Origin of the sequence: Granulicella paludicola (assembly GCF_025685545.1) — a bacterium.
In the GTDB taxonomy this organism is placed as follows: Bacteria; Acidobacteriota; Terriglobia; order Terriglobales; family Acidobacteriaceae; genus Granulicella; species Granulicella paludicola.
In genome coordinates this window covers 94,246-114,393 of the sequence record NZ_JAGSYC010000019.1, presented here as the reverse complement: position 1 = coordinate 114,393, position 20,148 = coordinate 94,246, and the positions used below count along the sequence as shown (strand labels likewise).

Below are 20,148 nucleotides of genomic sequence, written 5' to 3'. Positions count from 1 at the left end.
ACTGCGCTCAGGGCAAGAAGAACAAACTCTATCGGAGACTACTTTGTCGTTACCACGATCAGGGTGATGGATTGGCCGGGGTAAGTCGTGGTGAGCGTAGAGGCGGCAGAGCCCGACGGTGGCGGCGTGATTGCAACCGCGGGCACCGGCGTGATCGCTAGCAGGTTTGCATTGCTGTATCGGAAGACCTGCGCGGTCTGGCCCTCGGTCGGCGTGAAGTTTACCAGCGACAGCGCCGAAGTGAGATCGCCGTAGGTTTTGTTGATGACCACGATAGTAATGGCTCCATCCGCAGTGCGCTGCGCTCCGTAGACTGCGAGCTGCCCCTGATCGACGCTGCTCGACGCCAGCGCTTCATCCCCGAACGTCGACTTCTTTCCATCGTAGTTCCTGTAGATCTCGAAGGCCTGTAGGCCGGGCAGTTGAGTGATCGGATTCGGCGGCCCCCAGAGAGTCGCCATGTCCAGACCATACTTGCCGAAAATGCCCAGTACATCGGCCTGCGCGACAGCCCCGTTGATGGACTCCTGCGCTCCCCAGTTGTATTCCGAGATGGCAGTCTTCGTACCGGGGTAGCTCTGTGCGATCCAGGACTGCATCATGGGTATGAGCTGCGGTGCCTGCAAGGGCACGTTGCAGTCCTTCGTGTAATAGTTGCTGTCGGTCTTGTAATTGGGCTGCGTATAGTGGGGATCGGTGTAGGTTGGGTCCCAGAGAACGCGTGTGGAGTCGACACGGGCCTGCTGTTCCGCCACGCTGCCCGCAGTCGTCAGGTTCGTCTGATTGGAGCTGTCAGCAGGGTAATACGCGGAGAAGTAGCCGTGGATATCGAGATAGTCGAGCAGACGGATGTTATGCGTAGCTTGATAGGCCGCGAACTGTTGCAGATAGTACTGCATGAACGGGACGCCACCGTGCGCGTTCCGGTCGCTGGCGCTGTCCCATGGCTGATAGCAAGGCGGCGAGTCCCAGCCAGCCTCGATGTCCTTCTTCGAGTAAAAGTAGTTCCACCAGAAATCGACAACGGGGCCGTTGACCTTGGCCGTTGGATCAGCCGCTTTGATCGCGGCGGCGGTCGAGATGCCGTTGTTCGTGACCTCGTCGTAAGTGGAAGCCACAGGATGGACATCATGCTGGGAGGCATCCCACCACGAAGGTTCATTGTCGAGGCTGTAGAAGCCGACACCTCCGTTGGCAGCGGTGCCAAACTTGCTCACGAGCGATGCCACCCATGCCCCCGCCCACGACGGCCCGACGGCAACGCTATCGACGGTAGGATTATTCCCGGTGATGTAGCTCTGGTCGAGGTTTTCGCCATCGCCGCACGGAAAGTAGATATCAAAGGAATATTGATTGGGGTAGGTGGAACGCGGATAGCTGCAGGAGGTGCTGTCTTTGGCGACCCAACCAAGCACAGGCACTGTGCCCAGCGTCGCCGCCCCTATTGCCTGGTTCTTCGCAACAAGAGCGTTGAAGGCAGAGGTACCGGCCACAGCATCCTGTCCGTCCGCAGTGTTGCCCGGTCTGTTTTCGAAGTAATAATCCTGCGCAGTATTCGTTGCATCGTTCTGGTAGTTGTAACGCGAGGTCGCATCGCCACCCCAGCGCGTGAGTGGGATGTTGGCCGCCTGTGCAGCGCCAAAGTCGAGCAGATACGCGTTCATCCCGTAGATATATGGGCTGATCGGGCGAGTCCGGTTCGCTGCATCGACCGTCAGCGTTGGTCCGGTCGCACCAGAGGCAGGAATGAGGTTAACTGTGACGCTGCCACTCACAGTGGGGTCCTGCACACTTGTCGCCGTGATCGTCACGGACGCAGGAGCCGGAGACGGCGTCGTAAAGAGCCCCAGAGACGATAGCGTTCCGAGGCTCGCACCTGTAGGACCAGACAACGACCACGTGACAGCCTGGCTGAACGTACCCGTGCCGGTAACGGTAGCAGTGAAGAGTTGTGTAAGACCAACCAGCACGCTGGCAGGGTTCGGACTCACCGTCACAGCTGTAATCGTCGGTGTACTGTATGTAGCGGTGACGGTACTGTCGCTATTCATGGCGACGTTGCAGGTGGTGGCATTCGAGGAGGTGCAACCACTCCATGCCACGAAGGGATACCCGTTGACCTTGGCAGGCGCAGAGAGCGCCACCGCTGTGCCTGCGTTGTAGATGCGGGAAAAACTAGTGGTCCCGTTGCCCGCGTTGTTGTTGTCCCCCGGCACAACGCTGATTGCGACGCCGCTCGCCGGCGCTGCGGAGTTAACTTGAAGCACATGCGTCACCGGCGCAGGCAGGCTGTAGTTGGCAGTCACCGCCGTGTCGGCATTGAGCACTACCGTGCATGTGGTGGAGCTTGTGTTGGTGCAGCCGGACCAGTTGACGAAGGGGTTGTTGCCCCATGTGCCCTGAGCCGTCAGGGTGATAGTCGTACCCGTGTTGTAGGTTCGCGTGAACGAGGAGTTCCCGCTGCTGGCGTTGTTGTTGTCTGCAGGCGATACGCTGATCCCCACGCCTTGCGCCGGGTTGGTGGAGTTTACGGTCAGCAGATTCGTGGAAACTGCCGGAGGCGCGGGCGGAGGCGTGATGTAGTTCGCCGTGATCGCCGCATTGGCGTTCAGCGTTACGACGCAGCTCGTCGAGCTGACAGCGGTGCAGCCTGACCAGGAAGAAAAGGTATTGGCGCCTGCCGTAGCTGGAGCCACCAGCGTCACATTGGTCCCACCGTTATAGATGCGCGTAAAGCTGGTGGAACCGACCGAGTTGTTCGTATTGTCGATAGGCGAGACAGCGATGGACACACCGGTCGCCGGGTTGGAAGAATTGACCGCCAGGCGATACGTAGCAGGCGTTGGCGGCGGTAGAACGTAGTTGGCGGTGAGCGTGGTGTTTCCCGTCACCTGCACGGTGCAGGTGATGGCGCTGGAGGCAGTGCAGCCTGACCACGAGACGAACGGGTTGCCATTCACGCTGGAGGGCGCGGTCAAGGTGACGGTGGTGCCAGCGTTGTAGTTCAGCGCCAGATTGGTGAGGCCGCTACTCACCTTGTTGTTATCACCCGGAATTGCGTTGATAGCTACGCCTCCACTTGGGTTAGTCGAGGTAACGACGATCTCATAGGTGGGGGTAGCAGAGGCTGCGGCCTGATAGTTGGCCGTGACCGTGGCATTAGCGTTCATGGCAACGACGCAGGTAACCGTGCTGGCGGAGGTGCAGCCAGTCCAGTCGAGGAAAGGCTCGCCGCCAGCACTGGACGGCGCCGTAAGCTGCACGGTAGTGCCTGCCGCGTAGGTACGAACGAACGTCGGGGTGCCGCTGCTGAGCCCGCCTGTATCGACAGGGGACGTCGCAATGGAGACCCCGGAAGGCGCGTTCGTGGCGGTGACAGCAAGCTGATACGTCGGCGGTGCCAGTGAAGGTGCCGCGTAGTTCGCTGTGACGGCAGCGTTTGCGCCCATCGCGACAACGCAGGTCATCGAGGTCGCGGATGTGCAACCGCTCCAGGAGGTAAAGACATTCCCGCCCGCAGTGGACGGCGCGGTTAACGTCACTTGCGTGCCTGCGTTATAGGTGAGGGCGAAAGCGGAGTTCCCTGTTGTTACGCCATTACGATCTGCAGGGGACGCGGCGACGGAGACGCCGCTGGACGGATTGATGGAGTTCACCGTGAGCTGGTAAGCGACCACGGGTGTCTGAACGGGGAGCGAATAGTTCGCGGTGACCGAGCTGCTTTCGACCAGATCGACCGTGCAGGTCGTCGAGTTCGTGCTGCTGCAGCCTGACCAGCCGGAGAAGGTGCTCGTACCCACGGAGGCCGGAGCCGTGAGCGTAATGGGCGCTCCGTTGGAATAGGTGCGCGTAAAGCTGGTGGTGCCATTTCCCTGACCGTCCAGGTCGGGACGACTGACGCCGATGGCGACGCTACTGGAAGGGTTCGTCGAGTTCACGGCAAGCTGCACGACGAACAGCCCCTTGCCGCACCCAATGAGTGTCAGGGTCAGCCCGAGAAAGACCCGGGCGGTCAAATTTCGCACATAGCGCATCATAAGAATCCATACAACGGTGCGGGATGTGCGCGACGTCATTCACTCGAGTATCGCATCGCGCTTCTGTGTTATCGACTCGGGCCTTCGCCGTTCGTAACGGTGAACTCCTGGGAGGAGTTGTGACCCACTCCATCGAGTGTGCCATAGCCGAGCGCCGCGAAGGTGCCGTTTCAGGTTCCTCAATCCCCCGGCGAAGCTGCAATACGCTCAAACGGGAGCTGTTCGTCGAAGCACATCGGCTGTAAGCAGAACAACTTGCAGGATTTCCGCACACAATACACTGCAATGTGGTTGGGAGCCGACAACTTCACCGTCGAACTCGAAGATAGTAGCGTCAGGGATGGTGAAGCGCGTCGTCTTGCGACCGCGATCAACATTCTGCCGCTCGTGCCCTTACGCCGAAGCCCTCAGGAGTACCCATGAAATCTGCACTGCTGCTTGCCGTTCTCTGTTCTGCGTTGACGCTGCCAGGCCTTGGGCAGCAGGAGAGCCTCCTCATCGGGGCGGGCGACCAGGTTCATGTTGAGGTGTTCGACACACCTGAGCTGAACTCGACCTCACGCGTGGACGACCATGGCGATCTGCCGCTGCTGATGGGCGGAAATGTTCACATAGCTGGGATGACTCCGGAACAAGCCTCCGACGTGGTGGAGCAGAACCTTGTGCACCGAAGGCTGATGAACAAGCCGCAGGTGATGGTCACCGTGATGAAGTCGGCCACACAAAATGTAACGGTCTTTGGCCAGGTCGTTCGACCCGCCGCTTATGAGATTGCGACTCCGCGCCCTCTGACGGAGTTGATCGCACAGGCCGGCGGCTTTACAGAGACCGCGGACCATCATGTAACGATCCGAAGGAACAACAGCAAGACGATGGAGACAGTGTTCGTCTCGAACGATCCGAAGACGGACCTGGGACAAAACGTATACATCTATCCCGGCGACGCGGTGACGGTACCGAAGCAGGGGCTCGTGTACATACTCGGCGATGTGAAGCGTGCCGGTGGCTTCCCGATGAACAGTGATCAATCCGGGATGACGGTGCTGCAAGCAGTTGCAACCGCGGGCGGTACCGCGAATACCGCAAAAGGCCAGGCCCTTCTGATCCGACGCGAGCACGGCGACAACATCAAGAAGATACCTCTAAACCTGAGCGCAATGCAGAAGGGCAAAGAGCCGGACATCGCGATGCAGGAGAACGATGTGGTGTACGTGCCCTTCAGCTTCCTGAAAAACGGCGCGCTGGAGATTGCAGGTATCGCGGCATCGGCGACGGCTGCGATGATTTACATCAAGTAAAACAGGGCTGCAAGTAAGGAACATAGTAGACTTTCCGCCATGCGCTCGACTTTGCCTTTGTTGCTTTCGTTGTCGCTGACGTTCATCTTGACGCTGGCAGATGCTCCGCTCCGTGCCCACTCGCAGCAACCGTCTGCACCGCCCCCTGCCGCCGTACCGGCGTGGCTTGCGAGTCTTACCCCGGAGCAGCGAGCGATCTTTGATGACGCTCGCAAAAGCTTTAACGCGGCCGACTTCAAGAGTGCGTTCCCCAGGCTGACCCAGTTGCACGAACAGGTTCCGCAGAACGACATCATTACCAAGTTCACCGCCGAGGCCGCGATCAACGTCGGTGACAACGCAGTGGCCAGCTCCCTTCTGGATTCCATCCTCAACAGCAACGCCGATGACGCTCAGGCGCTAGCTCTCCAGGCACACCTGTATGGACAGCAAAATGACGTTACGCGACGCGATGCCATTCTGGATCACATACAGAAGCTTCACGACGCAGCCAGGCCCGCTCCTCCAGTCGTCATCGTGGAGAACGATGAGCTGCCGGACGGCGGCATCGTGCGCATCAGCGACTACATCGAACCGCAGAGCCGCTTTCACATCGTGCTCATGGCGGAGTTCTTCGATGCCTCCAGGAAGCGCACGAGAAGGATCGCACTGGAAAGCGACGACATCGACCAGGTGGCCTTCCGCAGGGATCATCCCGAACAGGCAGCGAAAGGAGTGCGCGTGTACTCCATGGATAGCTACGGTGAGACGCGTAACGCTCAGGGTCAGGTCACAGCCCAGACACATGCGACGTTGTGCCCGGTTCCGGGCTGCTTCATGACAGGACGGCCAGCGTATGAGCTATTCCGAAGCACCGTTCTCGGAACGAATAAGGCCGCTCCCATCAGTTCCACAACCTCTCATCCCGATCCCACTCATTGACACAGGTGCTGCCTGAGTTCCCCGCTCCGGGTACTGTGAATTTAATACGGCGGATCCCTTTGCTGCCGCGTCCTGCGGCACTGTCAGAGATAGGCTAACGTATGGGAACCTACAAGTGATCTTAGGAGAGTGCTATGCGGAGTTGGGATCTGAATCGGTTTGCTGCCGTGACTATTGCGTTCGCGGTGGTGGCTCTGCCGATCTATGGGCAGCTACCGACGATGTCGGATGTGGACCGCGGGACAGACGTGCGGGCAGCGGGGCCTCTGCCGGAGTGGGACGTGGCAGTCGTGAAGCCCCACCCGCCTGACGACCCGACAATGTCCTGGCAGATGAGCGCAGACGCCGTAGAGCTGAAGAACCTCCCGCTGGAGCAGATGATCTGCAGCGCATGGGACCTGAAACCCTACCAGATCTCCGGCTTGAGTGGCTGGATGAAGAGCACAGGCTTCGACCTGACCGCAAAAGTGAACAGCGACGACATGGCCGCTTACAAAAAACTGAGCGGAGCGCAGCGCAGAGAGATGCTGCAAAAGCTGCTGACGGAACGCTTTCAACTGAAAGTCCACACCGAGACGAAGACGCTGCCCATCTACGATCTGGTCTTGGATAAATCCGGGCCCAAGTTCAAGGTGACGACGGCCATCGAAGCGCCTTCTCAGGAAGAGATGAAGGCTAATCCCGACAAATACAAGAAGGGCTTCATGACCATGGGCCAAGGGATGTACGAAGGTACGGGTGTGCCGGTGCGATCCCTGGCCAGCCAATTGGCAAACGCAGTCAGTAAGCCTGTACACGACGAAACGGGGCTGACGGGGTTGTATGACATCAAGCTGCACTATCGCCCCGAGGACACCGCCCCCGACAATGGCGAAAATCCAGATACACCCTCCGTCTTCCTGGCGTTGCAGGAGCAGTTGGGCCTGAAGCTCGTCCCGAACAAGGGGCCGGTGGAGACGCTGGTGGTCGACGCCGCCCAGAAGCCGGAAGCCAACTAAGCGCGGAAACAGACCCTAAACGTCAAGCCGATTGAACGCAGCAACGCGCCCATACCAATGTCCGGAGTCCTTGATGGTGCGTTTCAAGCTGCGGAAGTCTGTATAGATCAAGCCGTAGCGTTCGGTAAAACCCTCACCCCACTGAAAGTTATCGAGCAGCGTCCAGGCATGGTACGCACGCACTTTGGCTCCATCCTTGATGGCGCGGGCCAGCTCGGCGAGCGTCTGACGATACCAGTCGATGCGGCGCGCATCGGGCACGCGACCTTGTTCATTGGGGCTATCGAGATACCCGCATCCGCTTTCGGTGATCTCAAGGAACGGATGGTTATAGTCCTTCGAGATACGCGTAACGAGGTCATAGATGCCCGTGGGCCATGACTCCAGACCAGCCTCGGTCAGCGGGCCTTCGGTGGGCATCACGGCAGAAAGCCCCGTATAGGGATCGCGCGCACAGGCACTATCGGATTCAATCTCCGTTCCACTGAAGCCGCCGCCGAAGCAGTGCGCGTTGCTGACGTCCGAGATTATGCGCCGCGTGTAGTAGTGCAGTCCGATCCAGTCGAGCGGAGCGCGCAGTAGCTTCTCGTCGCCGGCCTTGAACCCCATCGCTTCATAAGGAGTCTCGCCCACGAAAGCATTTGGATACTTCCCTTTCAAAGCGGCTTCGAGGAAGAACACGTTATTCATCGCATGGTAGCGCTCGGTGGCTGCGCGGTCGGCGGCGGATGAGGTCTTTGGATAGGCCGGCGCCATCTCATACGCGCTGCCAACGGTGGCTTTGGGCGAAGCAGCTTTGACCGCGCGAAAGGCCTGACCTTGTGCAAGCGCAAGCGTATGCGCAGCTTTCAGGAAGTCGGGAAAACTGGTGCCCTGCGGCGGAAACGCCCCTGCGGCATAAGACATGAAGGCAATCGCCCACGGCATGTTGAACGGTGCCCAGACCGTGACGCGATCACCGAGATGTTTGGCGAGAATACCGGCGTAGTCCGCGAAGTAATTCGCAAGATCGCGATTAGGCCACCCTCCGCGATCTTCCAGCGCCTGCGGCAGATCCCAGTGATACATCGTGCACCACGGTCGAATGCCAGCGGCAAGGAGAGTATCCACAAACCGGCTGTAGTGGTCGATGCCCTTCATGTTCGGTGCGCCGATCCCCGTAGGCTGAATACGAGGCCACGAGATGGAGAAGCGATAGCTCTTGACGTTCAGGCTCTTAGCCAGCGCAATGTCCTGCGGATAGAGGTGATACTGATCTGCGGCAACGTCGCCGGTTACGCCTCCGCGCACCTTGCCAGGAGTATGCGTGAAGCGGTCCCAGATGGATTCACCCTTGCCGTCTTCGTCCCAGGCACCTTCATTCTGATAAGAGGCTGTGGCCACTCCCCAGAGAAAGTCTTTAGGAAAGCGGGCCGCGTTGATAGCGGCGTCGGGAATTGTCCCAGGCACCGGGACGGCTTTCGCCGTTGTGCTGGCGAGACTGCGCCACGGATAGAAGGCTGCGCCTGCGGCAGCAGCCAGGGAGCGGGTTGCGAACAGTCGGCGATCCACAACAACCTCCTTTCAATCGAGACAGAAAGGTATTCTTTAGCCAGACCACTATCGCATATCGCCAGACTCTCTGACCGGCGATCAAGGGGAAGAAAGTCATCATGAAAGCCGCTATCGTCACCGCCGCAGGCAAAGCGCCCATCTATGGAGATTTCGAAAAGCCCGTCGCCCGCGACGGCGAAGAACTGATCTCCGTGCGAACGGCAGCGCTCAGCAATCTGACGAAGATGCGTGCGACCGGTGTCCACTATAGCTCGGCCGGAATCTTCCCTGCAGTGGCAGGAACCGACGGAGTCGGCACCACGCAGGACGGTCGACGCGTCTATTTCGCGATGCCTGAAGCGCCATTCGGCTCGCTGGCTGAGTTCTGCCCTATCCATACCCGACGCTGTGTCGAGATTCCCGACTCGCTCGATGACATCACAGCCGCAGCCATCGCCAACCCCGGCATGTCGGCATGGGCCGGGCTCGTAGAGCGCGCGCATCTGGTGGCAGGCGAGACAGTACTGGTCAATGGAGCGACCGGTACAGCGGGCAGGGTTGCGGTGCAGATCGCAAAGTACCTTGGTGCAGCGAAGGTCATCGCTACAGGCAGGAACATGGAGGAGTTGAAGACCCTCGGCGCAGATGAGGTAATCGCCTTCGCACTGGACGCAGATCATCCGTCCGGAGCGGCAGATTACGAGGAAGCCTTGAAGAGTTCCTTCTCGAACGGGATCGATGTGGTGATCGACTACCTCTGGGGCATAAGCGCGAAAACAGCCATCACGGCTCTGGCTAAGACTGTTGACGACCACCCGGTCCGCTTCGTTCAGGTGGGCAGCGCCGGTGGCGAGATGACCCTCGAACTCCCCGGAGCCGCATTGCGATCCGCCGCAATCACCTTGATGGGCAGCGGCATCGGCAGCGTAAGTCGCAATGGACTCGCCGAGTCGATCAGAAAGGTGTTCGAGGCTGTAGAACCAGCGGGGCTGAAGGTCGACACACGGGTCGTCCCTCTAACCGATGTCGAAAGCGTCTGGGAGAAGGCCACAGGCAAGCCTCGCGTCGTCTTCACCATCGACTGACCAGGCTGCCGCCTCAAACTACTACACTTCAAGTTCTGCAGGCTCTTCTTCTGCATCCGCTGAGCGCAGCGGGTCGACGCGGATCTGCGCGATGCGACGGCCTTCCATGCGGATGACGGTGAACCGCCGCGACTCGAAGTCGATAGACTCGCCCTCGCGAGGAATATGACCGAGCTTCGCAAGCACAAAACCGGCAAGCGTCTCCACACCATTCTCGCGCGGAAATACCCAGCGAAGCTGTGTCACCAGATCGCGCAGGCTCGCCGTGCCATCGAGCAGTAAACCTCCACCCGCCGCAGGCAGCGGCAGGTTGCGGCCGGTATCGAACTCATCCTCAAGCTCGCCCACGACCTGCTCCAGCACATCCTCCGCCGTGACCAGTCCCAGCGTCGAACCGAACTCATCGACCACGATCGCGATCTGGCGGCGGCGCTCCTGGAACTCCTGCAGCAGTTCGACAGCCCGCTTGGTCTCAGGGATCAGAATCACATCGCGCATCACCTGTCGCAGTGTGATCCCGGATGGCTGGCGCGGCCCCGTAGGCTGCCCAAGGCTCAACGCCACCGAACGGAAGTGAATCAGACGCGACACATCCTTCGAGTAGACGACACCGATAATATGGTCCCTGCCCTGCGTAGGATCGAAGACCGGCGTCCGCGAATGCTGCTCCTCCACGATCCTCGCGCTGGCAGCCTCCAGTGTCATATCCGCCGGCAGCGAAAAAATCTTGCCCCGCGGCGTCATGATCTGGCTGGCCGTCACCTGGTTCAGCTCGATTGCACGATGAATCATCTGCTCCTGCAGAGACGGCAGCACGCCGCGGCGGCGACTCGCCGTCGCCATCAGCTTCAGCTCTTCCGGCGAATGCGCAGTCGATTCGCCACTGAGCGGGGCGCGGAACAGCTTCAGCACCAGCGCTGCGGAGAAGTTCATCACCTTCACCGCCGGTCGGGTGATGCGGATAAAGACATCCACCGGCCCTGCCACAGCCAGCGCCAGACGTTCGGCACGCTGCAGAGCAAGAGACTTGGGAACCAGCTCCCCGAGCAGTACCTCGAAGTAGGTGATCACGGCGAAGGCGAACACCACGGCGACAGCGTGCGCATAGAGCGTGGCGTGCGCAGCCACTGCGGGCGGCAGCCAGGAAATGTGTGTGAAGGCGCGCAGCAGCGCATCCGCCACGGCAGGTTCGCCGATACCGCCTAACGCCAGGCTGGCAAGCGTCACACCAAACTGCACAGCCGGCAGCACATCGTCGAGATTGCGCTTGAGATGCAATGCCGTCCGCGCACCCGGACGATTGAGCTGGATCAGCTGCTCGATGCGGGTCTCGCGAACACTGACCAGCGCGAACTCTGCGGCCACAAAAAAGCTGTTCGCCAGAATGAAGAAGGCGATCAGGCTTCCGTGAACGAGTATCCATTCAAGCATGGCGTAGCGCTAAGTTTAGCAAAGCAGGGTAATGCAGACAGTAGACAGGCTTATGAAGACGACAAAAGGCCTGCAGCCGATGGGCCGCAGGCCTTTGTTCAACCTCTAGAAAACTTACGCGAGGACGCGTGCCAAAGCGCCGTCGATGTGCTCCTTGGGAACGAAGCCGACGATCTGCTCTGCGACCTTGCCACCCTTGAAGACGAGCAGCGCAGGGATGCCGCGGATACCGAAGCGCCCAGCGGTCGCGGGGTTCGAGTCCACGTCCATCTTCAGGACGGTGAGCTTGCCCTCATACGCAGCGGCGACTTCGTCGACGACCGGAGCAAGCGCGCGACACGGACCACACCAGGCTGCCCAGAAGTCCACCAACACGGGGGTCTGTGATTGCAGAACGGTTGCGTCAAAGGTGCTGTCGGTTACTGCGCCCACCAGGTTGCTTGCCATTTTCTCTTCTCCTCTTGCCGAATCAGTTCGGCGAATGAACACACTCAATCATAGATGCGCAGCGGTGGAAAACGATGCGCGATGGCCATCCACACGGCTTGACAGGAACGAAAATCAGTTGGCAGAGGGCTTTTGAATGTTGTCGATAACAAAGTATTCGACTGGCCCCCGGGTAGGCTGGAGCTTGAGCCCAAGCTGTACCCTCAAAGCGTCATAAATCGACGGGCGATCGTCCGGCGGTGCTCCCGTCTCTTCCCTGCCTGCAGGTGGGTTTAGCGGCTTGAACGACAGCAAAAAGTCAAAGTTCCCGTGCAGACCCGTCTGGTCGACCACAGGCCGCTCATCATCCTGAAGCTGCTGCCCGAGAAACCAGCACAGGTATGGCATCGAAACGCGAATCCCCTGAAATCCGCCCGAAACGAAGTTCAGCGGAATCTTGAAGTCGTCCGCCGTGCCGTTCGGCTTCATCTTCAGCCCGGAAGGATCAACCGTAAGCGAGTAAATATTCCCCGGCTTGCTCTCCGTATGAAACTTCAGTCCGAAACGGTCAGCCAGCAGGTTCTTATACATCGTGTGGAGCTCTTCAACGCTATACGCCTTATCGGCCTTGGCCTCAACATCGTAGCGGTCCGAACTCAGCCACTCGGGGTCGCCTTTGATCTGCCGCATGGGGATGCGGTACATAAGGCTGATCATCAGCTTTACAGGGATGTTCTGCGCTAGATACCCGTTCCCATTGGGCAGCGGCTTGATGCCGCCGTTGAGGCTGGCTTCGTTCGAGCGACGAATGGAGGCGATCTCGAAGTTGAGACCTGCCGCGCTATCTTGCGCGAAACAAATCACACGCACCGCCGCGAAGAGAACGAGAAGCAGCGAGAGACGGCGACTCATAGCACCTTCTTTCAAAGGACTACCTCTTCACAGGATCGTTTGCGTAGCACCCGAAGCAATGCGCAGCGAGAGGATTTCGACCTCAGCGTCTAGAAGGCCGCGAAGGCGCGTTTCGGCGGCGAGCGGCGTAGTGTCTTCAGCAAGGAAGATCAGGACCGAAGGCCCGGCTCCGCTCAGCGCGATGCCTGCAAGCTCTGGTTCGGCAGCCAGCGGCAGAAGCTGCTTCAACAATGGGCACGCATCCTGCCGGTAGGGCTGATGCAGCCGATCCTGCATGGCCGTGCGAAGCAGATCAAGTCGGCTCTGCGCAAACGCAGCCACCAGCAGCGAACTGCGCTGCACATTGAAGATCGCGTCCGCCTTGGAATAGGTCGCCGGGAGCAGCGCCCGCGCTTTCTTCGTCGCCAGGCTCGACGCCTGCACCGCCAGCAGAAGTTGCCAGGTCGGCTCCCCGGCGAACGTCGCCGTCAACACCTTGCCGTCGTCCTCACCCGAAACCGTAAAGCCGCCCAGCCAGCACGCAGCCACGTTGTCAGGATGCCCCTCAAGCCGCGTCGCCTCAGCCACAATCGCCGCATCATCCATGCCCAGCGAGCCAAAGTAGTTCGCCAGCGCCACCCCCGCACAAAGCGCCGCCGCCGAGGACCCGCAACCCATGCCGAGCGGGATCTCATTATGCAGCTTCAGATGAAGCGGCGTGACCGCCTTGTTCGCACGAGTAAGTACCTCGCGATAGGTGTCGAGAATGAGGTTGTTCTCAAGCGACGCACAAAGCTCAGCATTGCGGCCGGTAGCCTCAATCCCAAAGGTCGCAGTCGCATGCGCTTCCACCGTAAGGTGCATGGAAAGCGCCAACCCAATGGCATCAAAACCCGGCCCCAGATTGGCCGAGGTGGCTGGAAGCGATAGACGAATAGCTGATTTTGCTGCGACTTTCAAGCACGACCTTCGACTCTTTGGACTCGAGCAGACCTTCGCTGCGCCGTTTCTAGGATACAGGAGCCACAAACGACGCCCGGAGCAACGCGATGCAGTCATCTGCGATTTCCACTCATGACAAGAGCGTTTATCAGGAGATAAGGCTCCCACACCCAAAAAGGAACTGTTTCGGGCATATAGAAGTACTTGTCGGAACAAAGATTTACGGTACGGTGTCTAAACCCAAATGGCTCGCACGATCACAGGTACTTTACGGGTGATGATAATCATATTGCTCATAGCGATTGCACTCTGGTTGACGCTAATAGCCGCGCCTATGCGGCTGACTCGCTGGAGAATGTCAAGGCTGTTGGAGGATTATCACAGCGTTCATCCAATGCAAAGCACTTGGGACGACGCAGAGCGGCTCATAGCCAGGTGGGGTAGGTGGGGGAGGTACAAAGGAGACTGTAATTCGACTGACTGCCAGTACTTCATTCGCATCGACGATCCGTATATAAACCTGATTGGCAAGTTGCCGGAACCGACTCAGGAGCGAGTGTTTAGCTCAAGTCTGTGGCAAGTTATATGGAGAAAATTAGAGCGTCTCGGCTATCGTTCGAGTGCTCTTATGGTTCTTTTTCAGGTTCAGGACGGCAAGATTGTTCGCACCTACACGATGATGCACATGGACGTTATAGATGCAGGACCGCCCGAACACTGGTCATATAGACTTGGCGTTTCGGCACAAGTTTACCCACGACTCGCCAGCATCACCATGAACGGCAGGAGTGAACCATCGCGACTCATGGGGAATGATCAGCAACTAGCTTTGCACCCGGACTATAAAGTGGGAAGGCCTTCAGGCTGTGAAGGTTGTGAGTTCGGCTACATCACATACACGCCTACACTGCCTCATCATGAAGCAGTACTTCTTACCAATTTCAACCTGAACTGTCTCACACGGTTCCGGGCATGCACAACCATAGGCGACCTGCTTCCAGTGGGTGCGGGTTGGCACCTCTATGATGATGGGTCTAGCAATCTATATCTCCCATCAAGTGGTCACCCTCTACCCTGCCGTACCGAACCTCGTGCATTGGCGCGAGATGCCACTACTGCTTTAGAGGTGGAAGTGCTCGATAGACTGCCGGACTTTCAGGCCGAGCCATATGAGGAAAGCAACCGGCAGGAACTTGTTCGAGCTCGTATACTCCGATCGTGGAAAAATCCGATCCACGACCTACCAGGTTCTACGATTCAGTTGACGCCTTTCTCAGGAGAGAAGGCATCTCCTCCATATTGGCCAGCAGTTGCGGCTGAGCATCTGCTCGTTGGGCACCGTGCACTGGTATTCCTGAGAGAAGATGCCCCAACGATCTACAGCCTTGATCCTAACAAAAGCGGAGTAGTTGCTTACCAGTTAGGCCCGTGTGGGGTCGTTGACGACACATCTGAAAACCTTTCAACCGTTCAGGTTGGACTTTCCCAAGATATTTCCTACCGGCATCGGTTAGACGATATCGAGTGGTGGTGAAACGGGCGATAGTTTCGGCTGATGGCGTCCGGGCAACAAAGTTGGTACCAATAAGTCGGCCTACTGTAAGCGATCCCCACCCGCCTAACAAAAATGGCGGGACCGAAGTCTCGCCATTTCCACCCACCCTGCAAATGCCTAAGCCGGTTGCGGAGCTGCCACCCCATCCAGCGCCCGCAAAATCGTATCCGCATCCGCATCGAGAACCAGCGGTGCACGACGCAGGCTGCGTGTCTGCTCAGCCTCAGATGCGCTCGCACCCTTCAGCTCGCTCTCATTCAGCAACTCGCCCCGGTGGAAGTCGATGGTGTACTGCGAGTCCTTCAGCGTATGCCCCGTCAGCAGCAGCACCGCCGTCTCTTCCCTGCCCACGCGACCATCCGCCACCAGCTTCTTCAGTCCAGCCAGCGTCACCGCCGAAGCAGGCTCGCAACCGATGCCCTCAGCCCCAACCTCCGCCTTGGCGATCGCAATCTCCACCTCGGAGACCTCTTCCACCCAGCCGCCCGTCGACGCCAGAATCCGCACCGCCTTCTTCCACGAAGCCGGGTTCCCAATGCGAATCGCCGTAGCCCGCGTCTCCGCCGTCACCGGAGTCAGATCGACCCCACCGTTTTCCTGCATCGCACGATACAGCGGGTTCGCCCCGGAAGCCTGGATCACGCTGATCTTCGGCACCCGGCGAATAAACCCGAGGTGCTTCATCTCCGCAAACCCCTTGCCCAGCGCCGAGCAGTTCGCAAGGTTTCCGCCCGGCACGATGATGTGGTGCGGCACCTGCCAGTCCATCTGCTCCAGAATCTCAAACGCCGGCGTCTTCTGCCCCTCCAGCCGGTACGGATTCACCGAGTTCAGCAGATAAATCGGAGCCCGCTGCACGATCTCATTCAGCACCCGCACGCAGCCATCGAAATCCGTCTTCAGCTGCACCGTCGTCGCGCCATAATCCAGCGACTGCGAGAGCTTGCCCCACGCGATCTTCCCCTCAGGAATCAGCACCAGCGACCGCAGCCCCGCCCGCGCCGCATACGCCGCCATCGCCGCCGAAGTATTCCCGGTCGAAGCACACGCCACCCACTGATACCCCGTGCTCACCGCAGCCGACAACGCCGCCGTCATACCCGCATCCTTGAACGACCCTGTCGGGTTCATCCCCTGATGCTTCGCCAGCAGCCAGTTCAAACCCAGCGCCGCAGCCGACCGCGGCATCTCGTACAGCGGAGTATTCCCCTCCCGCAGCGTCACAATCTGCTCATTCGCCACAATCGGCAGCAGATCGCGAAACCGCCAGATGCCCGACTGATCAATCGCCAGCGTCGACGTCCGGCGTTCCTGCCAGAGATACTTCAGCGCCCCCGGATTCGGCCGATTCACAGGCGTCTCGCTTACCGGCGCCGTCTCGCTCCACGGATACTCCACCTCGAACAGATCGTTGCAAATGCGGCAGCGAAAGTTGCTGGTTGCCTCCGAGGCCTTGATGCGGTCGCCGCATCCAGTGCATCGTAAGAGGTGAGAGGTTCCCGTTGCCGACATTGCAGATTGCGCGCTCATGGTTTCTAAAACACCGCTTCCGTTTATTTCCTCTAGGGTATCGCACCAGCGCGACCCCGCGCGTACTAGCGCTGGTTCTTGCAGCTCTTTTCCCGGCTTTTTCTGCCATCGCATCCCACGCGCAGAAGGACGAAGCCGTGCACATCGCAGCAGCCTCTGATCTGCAACCCGTCCTTCCGTTCCTCGCAGCCGAGTACGAGCACCGCACCGGCGTCAGGGTCGTCCCCTCCTTCGGCTCCTCGGCCACCCTCACGCAGATGATCGTCAACGGCCTCCCTACGGACCTCTTCCTCTCCGCCGACACCGATCATCCGCAGCAGCTCGTCAAAGCCGGTCTCGCCACCGACCTCGTCCCCTACGCTCACGGCTCGCTCGTGCTCTGGGCACGCAACGACTCCCCCGCCCAACCTCTTTCGAAGACCACCTTCACCAGCGACAAGCTGCAGAAGCTCGCCGTCGCCAACGACCTCCACGCTCCCTATGGCCTCGCTGCGACGCAGGCGCTCAAGGCCCTCGGCCTCTATGACAAGGTCAAGCCCAAGTTTGTCGTCGGCGAAAACATCTCCCAGACGGCCCAGTTCGCCCTCACCGGCAACGCCCAGGCCGGCCTGATCTCCCTCACCATCGCCAGCTCACGCCCTTACAAAGATGTTGGCACCTTCTGGGTAGTTCCCAAGGTCTATGCCGACATCCAGCAGAGCGCGGTGATCATCTCCGCCTCACAAAATCGCGGCGCGGCAATCGCGTTTCTGACCTGGCTCACGAGTCAGCCGGTACAAAAACTGCTGCCACAGTACGGCTTGGAGCCTGCGCGTCGCGCGAATGACGCACCGTAACCCCCGGCCAGCTTGGTAGACTGGGGCCTCTATGGAGACCTCCGCGCTCGTCTTAACGCTGCGACTGGCTGGGCTGACGACACTGTGCCTGCTTTTGATCGCCACTCCGCTGGCGCTGTGGATCGCAAGTGAAAACAGCATTTTGCGTAAGATAGCTCAAGCAACAGTTGCGCTTCCCTTAGTGCTGCCGCCGACCGTGCTCGGCTACTACCTGCTGGTGGGCATGGGACCTGCCTCCGGCTTGGGACACATCCTGGTGAAGGCGCTGGGGCATCCTTTGGCGTTTACCTTTCAGGGACTGCTGGTAGGGTCTGTGATCTACAGTTTGCCGTTCGCGGTACAGCCGCTGGTAGTGGGATTTGAGGGTGTCGACCCCGGAGTCGTGGAAACAGCCCGGGTGTTAGGAGCTTCTCCCTGGCGGGTGTTTCAACGCGTGATCTTTCCGCTGGCACGCATGTCGTTCGTAACAGCGGCGGTCCTCACCTTCGCTCACACCGTGGGAGAGTTCGGCGTGGTGCTCATGATCGGCGGAGACATTCCGGGCGTGACGCGAACTCTCTCAATCTCCATCTTCGACCTGGTGCAGGAAATGAACTATCCCGCCGCAAGCCGTACGGCGCTGGCGCTCGTCGCAATGTCGTTCTTTGCGCTTCTGCTCCTGTATGCGCGGGCTGCCAACGCGCGAAGGAGCCAGCTTGGCTGACGTTCATCATCAACTGCGGGTGGCGGGATCGCGAGGAGCCGTGCGGCTGGAGGTCGCATTGGAGCTGAGTGCGCCGTGGACGGTTCTCTTCGGCCCCTCAGGCAGCGGAAAGAGTTCTGTCCTGCGCGCGGCTTGTGGGCTGCTGCCGGAGCTTGATGTGAGCTTCCAACGGAGCGAGGGCGACGGCTGGGTCGATCTCACGAAGACTCCAGTGCATCGGCGGAAAATTGCCTATGCCCCGCAGGGAGCAGCCGTATTCACTCACCTTTCCGTTCAGGAAAATGTTGGATTTGCAGCTGCATCGAACACCGCAGTCGATGCGGCCCTCGCCCTCTTCGTGCTGGGTGCGATGCGAACTCGGTCCGTGCGCGGCATCTCTGGCGGCGAAAAGCAGCGCGTCAGCCTCGCCCGCGCCTTCGCCGTCCCCAACGCCCGTCTCCTCCTGCTTGACGAGCCCTTTACCGGCGTCGACCGCCGCATGCGCGACGACCTCCTGCTCCGCATGCAGGAGCGCGCAGAAGCCGAAGGTGTTCCCGTCCTCTCCGTTACCCACGACGTAGAAGAAGCTCTCCTCCTCGACGCCGACGTAGTGCGCATGGAAGCAGGCCGCATCACCGGACGCGGAACCGCTCGCTTGGTCCTGGCCGAAGAGTGCGCCCGCATGCGCCGTGTGCTCGGATTCGAAGCCTAGTCTGTAACTGCCCCTGAAACCAATCCCTCAAAAACCGTCATCCTGAGCGAAGGTTGGGGCGCACTTTGCGCCAACCGCAGCCGAAGGACCCCGAGGATGCCAATAGCATCACAGAGGCTCGACGATTCCTGCCCGCGAGTTCGACTGTTTGACCGCGCAGGAGGTCACCCCACCAGCACAGGCTCCCGCTCCAGCGTGATCCCGAACCTCTCCCGCACTGTGGCGATAATCTCATTCTGCAGTCGCTCCACATCCGCAAACGTGGCCCCACCCCGATTGATCAGCGCCAGCGTATGCCGTGAGGAAATCCCCGCCGCCCCTTCACCGAACCCCTTAGTGAATCCAGCTTTCTCCAGCAGCCACGCCGCAGGCAGCTTGACCTTGCCGCTTCCGGCCAGCCACTGCGGAACCGCTTCGGCGGCGACGCCAACTGCACCCGCAACACGAGGCACCATCTCGATCGGCACAATCGGGTTCTTGAAGAACGACCCCGCGCTCCGACAATCGGAATCACCCTCCACCAGTAGCATCCCCTTCCCACGCCGGATCTCCCGCACGGTCTCGGCAACTTCGCGCAGACTTGGCTTTCGCCCCTCGAACCGCTTCGCAAGCTCAACGTACGCAAGCGTCGGCGCGCCATAGTGCAGCAGAAAGACCACGGCAGTCACAATATAGCGCCCACGCTCGGTCGTGTTGAAGATGCTCTCGCGGTAACGGAACCGGCAATCTTCCTTACTCAGCCACAGAAACTCCAAAGTCTGCGTGTCGAAGACCCGCACCTGCCGGATCGTCTCGGAGACCTCCTGCCCATAAGCACCCACATTCTGTACCGGCGTGCCACCGACACGGCCGGGAATCCCTGCCAGGCACTCGATCCCCGCACAGTTCGCCTCGATTGCTGCATCGACAAAGGTGTCCCACACCTCTCCGGCACCGACACAAAAATCCGGGCTCCACGGTTTGTCCTGCGCAACGCCGCGAATATCGATATGCAGCACCAGCCCCGGAAAACCCCCATCGCTCACCAGGAGATTGCTCCCGCCACCCAGCACAAACAGCGGCAGTCCCCGCTCCTTCGCCCACGCCACAGCCTCCGTTACATCACTCTCGCTCCGGGCCGCCGCAAAATACCGGGCGGCCCCGCCAATCCCAAAGGTCGTCAGCGGCGCAAGCGGCTGGTTTTCAAGCACAGTAAGCATCGTGGTCAAGGATATACGTGCCTTCGGTGAGTATCAGCGTTGCCACCGTCCCTGCGTACCCTCGAATGCTGT

The 20,148-nt window shown here is 59.7% G+C and carries 16 protein-coding genes; 8 read left to right on the top strand and 8 right to left on the bottom strand.

The features are described from left to right. Positions 1-38 precede the first annotated feature (38 nt). Positions 39-4,076, bottom strand: coding sequence for a glycoside hydrolase family 44 protein (locus tag OHL14_RS02985; protein ID WP_263377824.1), 4,038 nt, complete (start codon positions 4,074-4,076; stop codon positions 39-41). A 380-nt stretch (positions 4,077-4,456) separates the two neighbouring features. On the opposite strand from OHL14_RS02985, the gene OHL14_RS02980 reads away from it, so the two are divergent. The 3 genes from OHL14_RS02980 (at position 4,457) to OHL14_RS02970 (ending at position 7,254) form a co-directional block, all read left to right on the top strand. Continuing rightward, entirely contained in the window at positions 4,457-5,335 is an 879-nt protein-coding gene (locus OHL14_RS02980; RefSeq protein WP_263377823.1) for an SLBB domain-containing protein, read from the top strand. A 39-nt stretch (positions 5,336-5,374) separates the two neighbouring features. Beyond that, positions 5,375-6,256 carry a tetratricopeptide repeat protein gene (locus OHL14_RS02975; RefSeq protein ID WP_263377822.1) on the top strand — a complete coding sequence of 294 codons (882 nt, stop codon included), beginning with the start codon at positions 5,375-5,377 and terminating at the stop codon, positions 6,254-6,256. A 134-nt stretch (positions 6,257-6,390) separates the two neighbouring features. Continuing rightward, positions 6,391-7,254 (top strand): TIGR03435 family protein, encoded by an 864-nt coding sequence (locus OHL14_RS02970; RefSeq protein WP_263377821.1) that lies wholly within the window; start codon positions 6,391-6,393, stop codon positions 7,252-7,254. A gap of 15 nt (positions 7,255-7,269) precedes the next feature. Here the strand turns inward: OHL14_RS02970 and OHL14_RS02965 are convergent, their stop codons facing one another. Beyond that, positions 7,270-8,805 (bottom strand): glycoside hydrolase family 1 protein, encoded by a 1,536-nt coding sequence (locus OHL14_RS02965; RefSeq protein ID WP_263377820.1) that lies wholly within the window; start codon positions 8,803-8,805, stop codon positions 7,270-7,272. 101 nt (positions 8,806-8,906) lie between these two features. Here OHL14_RS02965 and OHL14_RS02960 point away from each other — a divergent pair, with 101 nt between their 5' ends. Continuing rightward, on the top strand, positions 8,907-9,872 hold the full coding sequence (locus OHL14_RS02960; RefSeq protein WP_263377819.1) for a quinone oxidoreductase family protein: 966 nt from the start codon (positions 8,907-8,909) through the stop codon (positions 9,870-9,872). Positions 9,873-9,893: 21 nt separating this feature from the next. On the opposite strand, the gene OHL14_RS02955 is transcribed toward OHL14_RS02960, so the two are convergent. From OHL14_RS02955 to thrB, 4 genes are all read right to left on the bottom strand, one after another. Next, positions 9,894-11,303 (bottom strand): hemolysin family protein, encoded by a 1,410-nt coding sequence (locus tag OHL14_RS02955; protein WP_263377818.1) that lies wholly within the window; start codon positions 11,301-11,303, stop codon positions 9,894-9,896. 114 nt (positions 11,304-11,417) lie between these two features. Then, complete coding sequence (trxA, locus tag OHL14_RS02950) at positions 11,418-11,750, bottom strand: thioredoxin (RefSeq protein ID WP_263377817.1); 333 nt, start codon at positions 11,748-11,750, stop codon at positions 11,418-11,420. A 114-nt stretch (positions 11,751-11,864) separates the two neighbouring features. Next, positions 11,865-12,641 (bottom strand): TIGR03435 family protein, encoded by a 777-nt coding sequence (locus OHL14_RS02945; protein ID WP_263377816.1) that lies wholly within the window; start codon positions 12,639-12,641, stop codon positions 11,865-11,867. A 27-nt stretch (positions 12,642-12,668) separates the two neighbouring features. Then, positions 12,669-13,580 (bottom strand): homoserine kinase, encoded by a 912-nt coding sequence (gene thrB, locus OHL14_RS02940; RefSeq protein ID WP_263377815.1) that lies wholly within the window; start codon positions 13,578-13,580, stop codon positions 12,669-12,671. A gap of 259 nt (positions 13,581-13,839) precedes the next feature. Here thrB and OHL14_RS02935 point away from each other — a divergent pair, with 259 nt between their 5' ends. Then, a complete protein-coding gene (locus tag OHL14_RS02935) occupies positions 13,840-15,096 on the top strand; it encodes a hypothetical protein (protein ID WP_263377814.1) in 1,257 nt (418 codons plus the stop codon). Positions 15,097-15,234: 138 nt separating this feature from the next. On the opposite strand, the gene thrC is transcribed toward OHL14_RS02935, so the two are convergent. Next, positions 15,235-16,647: a threonine synthase gene (gene thrC / locus OHL14_RS02930; protein WP_263377813.1), complete on the bottom strand. Its 1,413-nt coding sequence runs from the start codon at positions 16,645-16,647 to the stop codon at positions 15,235-15,237. Here thrC and modA point away from each other — a divergent pair. The 3 genes from modA to OHL14_RS02915 are packed head-to-tail and all read left to right on the top strand — an operon-like array spanning position 16,620 to position 18,877. Next, positions 16,620-17,483 (top strand): molybdate ABC transporter substrate-binding protein, encoded by an 864-nt coding sequence (gene modA, locus OHL14_RS02925; RefSeq protein WP_263377812.1) that lies wholly within the window; start codon positions 16,620-16,622, stop codon positions 17,481-17,483. The genes thrC and modA overlap by 28 nt on opposite strands. Before the next feature lie 31 nt (positions 17,484-17,514). Then, entirely contained in the window at positions 17,515-18,186 is a 672-nt protein-coding gene (gene modB / locus OHL14_RS02920; RefSeq protein WP_263377811.1) for a molybdate ABC transporter permease subunit, read from the top strand. Then, positions 18,179-18,877 carry an ATP-binding cassette domain-containing protein gene (locus tag OHL14_RS02915; protein ID WP_263377810.1) on the top strand — a complete coding sequence of 233 codons (699 nt, stop codon included), beginning with the start codon at positions 18,179-18,181 and terminating at the stop codon, positions 18,875-18,877. The genes modB and OHL14_RS02915 overlap by 8 nt, the downstream gene beginning before the upstream one ends. Positions 18,878-19,041: 164 nt before the next feature. On the opposite strand, the gene OHL14_RS02910 is transcribed toward OHL14_RS02915, so the two are convergent. Continuing rightward, on the bottom strand, positions 19,042-20,085 hold the full coding sequence (locus OHL14_RS02910; protein ID WP_317890390.1) for a UDP-N-acetylmuramate dehydrogenase: 1,044 nt from the start codon (positions 20,083-20,085) through the stop codon (positions 19,042-19,044). Positions 20,086-20,148: the final 63 nt, after the last annotated feature.